Here is a 2,131-nt window from a genome sequence, read left to right as displayed (position 1 = left end):
ACTATGGGGATGTCATGGTAGGGGACAAGGCTTTTGAGTTCTATAACGAAAAGAACAAAGAAGACTTTATTCAGATTCCATGGGAAGAAATTGATTATATCAGTGCTTCTGTATATTTTAGTAAGAAAATTGCACGTTTCGCAATATTCACTAAAAACAATGGACATTTTACTTTCTCTACACGTGATAATGTGAAAACATTACAGGTGGTTGGAAATCATTTTCCAAAAGAAAAAATGTATCGTTCCCCTACGTTCTTTACCATTATTAAGCGAGGATTAAGATACATTTTTGACTCCAATTATCGACATAAAGTAAATGGTCAGGCTTAATTGCCTGGCCAATTTTTTTGTATTCCATTAAGAATAAAGTCTGTTAGAAGACTAGATAATTCTTCTATAGAATAATCATATCTATTTGTAAACCAATTCATATATACAGATATAATACCAGGAATACACAAATCAACTGCTACTTTAAATCTTTTTTGATCTAGTGTTTCTGTTTCTTCAATACGCTGTTGTACATATTTTTTAAGAATATCTACAATTTTTACAATAAGAAAAGAACGGTTATTTGTCTTAAAAAGTAAACCATAGAATTCTAAATCATGATTTACTGTTTCTGTAAACTTAATAAAGATTTCAGTTAAGAAATCAGCCATATTAGTAAACTCGACTGTACCAATGTTTTTGATAAAAGCTGCGACTACTAGATTTTCTATTTCTTCCATGACATCATTGATATCTGAATAGTAATTATAAAATGTTTTACGGTTAATATTGGCTCTTTTCGCAACGTCTGTAATTGTGATTTGATTGATATCTTTTTCATTTAACAGCTCTACAAAAGCTTTATATATAGCATGTTTTGTTTTGATAACACGTTTATCTGTCTTTTGGTCCATTTTTATTACCCACTTTCTAAACAATATGTATCTTTAGCAACATTTCTATTATATTCTGACCATATATTGTTTCATTTATTTATATTATAATACAGGCAGATTGTAGGTTTCAACAAGAGGAGATATATAAATGTCATATATTATTCAGAAGAAGTTACGCTATTTAGAAACTGCAGGTCGCTTAAATGAAACTAAGAACTATATTCAACATGGTTCTATTTCTGTCTATACACATTGTGTCAATGTTGCTCGTATGAGTGTAAAGATAGCCAAATGGCTTCCAATACAGGTTAATATGGATGCTTTAGTCATTGGAGCATTACTTCATGACTATTTCTTATATGATTGGCATGATGGAAAAGGAAGACATTTCCATGGCTTTACTCATCCAGGGTGTGCTAAAAGAAATGCAGAAATGGATTACACACTCTCACCACGAGTTAAAAATATTATAGCCAGACACATGTTTCCTTTAACTCCTGTTCCTCCTACATGCACTGAAGCATGGATAGTATGTATTGCAGATAAAATCTGTGCAATAGAAGAGACATTATTTGGAAGATGAGCTAGAATTTCTAGCTTTTTATTCTGATTTGAACACTAAAATAACGATATGAGTAATCATAAGTGATCTCTCCATAATACTTATTGACTATATTCATAATAGAACGCATTCCAAACCCATGACCACAATCTTCTTTAGTTGTATTGAAGTTTGGGTTATCTACAAGAGGATTATTGATACTGGTATTCTTAATATCAATAACGAAATCATTACTCTCTTTATAGATATCAAGAATAATCTTCTTAATAGACTTTGATGTACAATTCTCAATCGCATTATCTAATAAATTACCTAGTAATACATAGAAATCTATCTTATCCATAGGGGTATCATCATCAAATTGACTGGAAATAAATTCAATATTCTTACCTTTAATCTTAGATATTTTAGAAGATAATATAAGATTAAAAGATACAATACCCGTAAACACTGATTGTCTATCATTAATTCTATGTAATTGGTTATTAATATGATTATGGAGTGATTCATAATCTTTTTTTTCACAATCTTCCAGTAATGACAACAACATATGATTCATATCATGCTTGATCTTTCTGATTTCATTCATATGAGTAATGATATTTTCATAATTCTTCTTATTGAATTTCAGTTCCTCGTTGTTTAATTTTACTAGATAATTCTCTTTCTCTATACTTAAT

Annotated in this window: 4 protein-coding genes; 2 read left to right on the top strand and 2 right to left on the bottom strand. The window is 29.6% G+C overall.

The window, feature by feature from the left end; translation table 11 throughout:
* Positions 1-332 (top strand): DUF956 family protein (locus tag ACT8VG_RS10530; protein ID WP_444195842.1); only part of this gene is annotated, 332 nt, incomplete at its 5' end.
* On the opposite strand, the gene ACT8VG_RS10525 is transcribed toward ACT8VG_RS10530, so the two are convergent.
* On the bottom strand, positions 329-907 hold the full coding sequence (locus ACT8VG_RS10525) for a TetR/AcrR family transcriptional regulator (protein WP_444195841.1): 579 nt from the start codon (positions 905-907) through the stop codon (positions 329-331). The genes ACT8VG_RS10530 and ACT8VG_RS10525 overlap by 4 nt on opposite strands.
* 130 nt (positions 908-1,037) lie before the next feature.
* Between ACT8VG_RS10525 and ACT8VG_RS10520 the strand changes: the two genes are divergently transcribed.
* The gene (locus tag ACT8VG_RS10520; RefSeq protein WP_444195840.1) at positions 1,038-1,472 is read left to right on the top strand and encodes an HD domain-containing protein; all 435 of its coding nucleotides are present in this window, start codon (positions 1,038-1,040) and stop codon (positions 1,470-1,472) included.
* A 10-nt stretch (positions 1,473-1,482) separates the two neighbouring features.
* On the opposite strand, the gene ACT8VG_RS10515 is transcribed toward ACT8VG_RS10520, so the two are convergent.
* The coding region (locus ACT8VG_RS10515) for a sensor histidine kinase (protein WP_444195839.1) at positions 1,483-2,131 on the bottom strand (649 nt) is incomplete at its 5' end.

Source organism: Catenibacterium sp., assembly GCF_052354645.1.
Lineage (GTDB): Bacteria > Bacillota_I > Bacilli_A > Erysipelotrichales > Coprobacillaceae > Catenibacterium > Catenibacterium mitsuoka_A.
Note: the sequence above shows the minus strand (reverse complement) of the source record. Positions and strands in the feature narration are given on the sequence as shown.